This window comes from uncultured Bacteroides sp., from assembly GCF_947632445.1.
Classification (GTDB): domain Bacteria; phylum Bacteroidota; class Bacteroidia; order Bacteroidales; family Bacteroidaceae; genus Bacteroides.
In genome coordinates this window covers 1-2683 of the sequence record NZ_CANRPM010000135.1, presented here as the reverse complement: position 1 = coordinate 2683, position 2683 = coordinate 1, and the positions used below count along the sequence as shown (strand labels likewise).

Below are 2683 nucleotides of genomic sequence, written 5' to 3'. Positions count from 1 at the left end.
ACAAACGTCGGAGCAAGGCAAGCTATGCCAACTGCCGCAGGAAAGACAATAAACGAAATGATTAAAAAAGACTTGTTTGCCAAATCATTGATTTTATCGAATTCTTTCTCCTTGTAGTATTGCGACATTTGGGGTATCGCCACTGCCGAAAGGCTTGTTACTATCGTCAACACGGCTTTGGATAAATGCATCGCATTATTGTAATATCCCACCTGTTGATAGTCTGTCATGAATCCGAGCATCAGCGTATCGAGAATCGTATATATGGATATGGCGATAGACGAAGCAAAAAGGATAAACAACGGAGACAGATGTTTCTTCAACCCGATAAAGGTTAATCGTGGTCTGATACCTGACCGTAACAATTTCACATAATTCCATATATCGCCGCAGATTGTTCCGCAGACATTCAATATCACGTAAATGAGCAAGTCCGACTTTGTCCGCACGAAGATGAACATGCAGATAATGCTAACGGTACGGATAATAACGGTTCGCAAAGTGATATATTTAAACTGCTCGAGTCCGGAATAAAACCAGTCGATGCGAAACGGTGCAAAATAGAGCAGAAGGCCCGACACCAGAAAAATAACGCGATTTTCATCTAATTGCCCCATAAGAAAAATACTCGTAACATAAATCAGTGTAACGATGAAAGTCGCAATGAACGAAACTGATATCAGTTCGGATACGAGTCTGGACAAACCCTCCTTGTCGTCGTGTAACTTGGCGACTTCACGAATACCGTAATATGGAATCCCCAATACGGCAAATAGAGCAAAATATCCGGCATAGGTATTGGCAAAATTGAATAACCCGATACCGTCAGGTTCCAATACCCGTGAGATATATGGCGCCGTTATCAAGGGAAATATCACCCTTGACACGTTCAGCAGAACGTTGTATGCAAAATTGCGCTTAATCGATGCCATTGCTCTGTTGTTGCCTTCCGCCCAAAAATCGTTTATCTATCTAACCTCTCTCTGCATTTTAGGAACCAGCGGGAGTGTCCGACGTGGGTTCGGTCGCCGAAGCGGAGCAGGGCGTGGTAGAAGCGGGTGTCGCGCTTGCGGATGCAGGTGAGAAGTCCGTACAGCCCGAAGGTAACGCCGATGCCCATAAGCAGCACAGCATAGAGCTGCATGTCGATAGAGGCGCCCAGTGCATAAGCCGTCCACCATACACCTACGACCAGCATATTGAGCAGTATTTCCGTGCAGGTGGTGCCGATATGCGAGAAGTGGAATTCGAACAACAGGTGGTGCAGGTGCGACTTGTCCGGTGCGAACGGCGATCGGCCGCGCAGCATCCGCACCGTCATCACCCTTAACGTGTCGAACACCGGTACGGCCAACACCGAGAGCGCGAAGGGCACGAGCCCCAGATTTTCGTTCCGGGCGGTCTCTGCCGCCACATCGCCGTGCAGGCAGTCGAGGACGAAGTACGTCATGACGGTTCCCATCAGCAGCGTGCCCCCGTCGCCGATGAACATCTTGGACTTCAATCCGAAGATGTTGTGGCACAGGAACGGTATCAAGGCTCCGATGCAGGCGGCGGCGAAGAAAGCTCCTGCCGTCCCTCCGAACGAGGCGAAAAATACGCCGAATACCGTGCAGACGAAGATGCAGTAGCCCGAACACAGCCCGTTCACCCCGTCGATCATATTGATGGCGTTGATGATGCCCACGCCGGCAAAGACAGTCAGGCATACGGCAAATCCCTGCGGCAGCCGGCCGATGCCCCACAGTCCGTGAAAATCGTTGACGGCGAAGCCGGTAGTATATATGAGGGCGAGCACGACGAGAATTTCGACAACGAACCGCAAGCGAGGGGATAGCCCCAATATGTCATCCATTACACCTATGTAGAGCATAATCATCATGATACCTGTCAGGGGATAGACCTTCGACATGTCGCAGAATATCCCGCCTATGACCGTCGCGGCGAGGATGCCGAAGGCCACGGCGACACCGCCCAACACCGGAACAGGCTCCTTTTGCAGCTTGCGGGCATTCGGATTGTCGACGATGTTCTTGTCGACGGCTATCCGCAGGACGTACTTGAATATCCACCATGCTGTCGCAAAGGAGACGAGGAACGATGCGGCAGTATATAACAGCGAATCCGGGCCGATCATACCGATGTATTATGCTCGTTTTGAGGAAATTCCCCCCCCCCTCAAAATCTTGTTCGGCCCGGTTTCCCGCAACGAACAGGCTCATCATCACTGCTCCGAATATACAGCCCGCTGCAAAGGCGAGTGCAACCCATAATAGTGTCATATCCGTAATATTTATTTATGTAATGTCGTTTAAAACTTTTTCCCAAACACGATTTTGAAGAACGTCATCCAGAGGATTTTGAAATCAAAGGCCCAGGAACGATGCTCCAGATAGAAGAGGTCGTAGCGCAGGCGGCGGAGCATCTTCTCGATAGTGTCGGTGTAGCCGTTGTAGAGAGTGGCGTAGGAGGTGACACCCGGACGTATCTGGTAGAGGTAGCGATAACGGGGGTCGCGCTCCATAATCCGGTCGATGTAGAATTTGCGCTCCGGTCGCGGTCCGATAAAGGCCATCTGGCCGCAGAAGACGTTCCAGAGCTGGGGCAGTTCGTCGAGATGGTGCTCACGCAGGAACTTGCCGATCTTGGTCATGCGTTTGTCCTTGCCGCCGGAATACAGGGC

General features: G+C 51.0%; 3 protein-coding genes. All 3 read right to left on the bottom strand.

Annotation, left to right across the window (positions count from 1 at the left end; genetic code table 11):
- Window positions 1–932, bottom strand: a 932-nt coding sequence (locus Q0Z70_RS13480; RefSeq protein ID WP_298075323.1) for a flippase, incomplete at its 3' end; no start/stop codon positions are given.
- Window positions 933–964: 32 nt separating this feature from the next.
- Window positions 965–2137, bottom strand: coding sequence for a glycosyltransferase family 4 protein (locus Q0Z70_RS13475; protein WP_298075321.1), 1173 nt, complete (start codon window positions 2135–2137; stop codon window positions 965–967).
- A gap of 174 nt (window positions 2138–2311) precedes the next feature.
- Window positions 2312–2683, bottom strand: a 372-nt coding sequence (locus Q0Z70_RS13470; protein ID WP_298075319.1) for a sugar transferase, incomplete at its 5' end; no start/stop codon positions are given.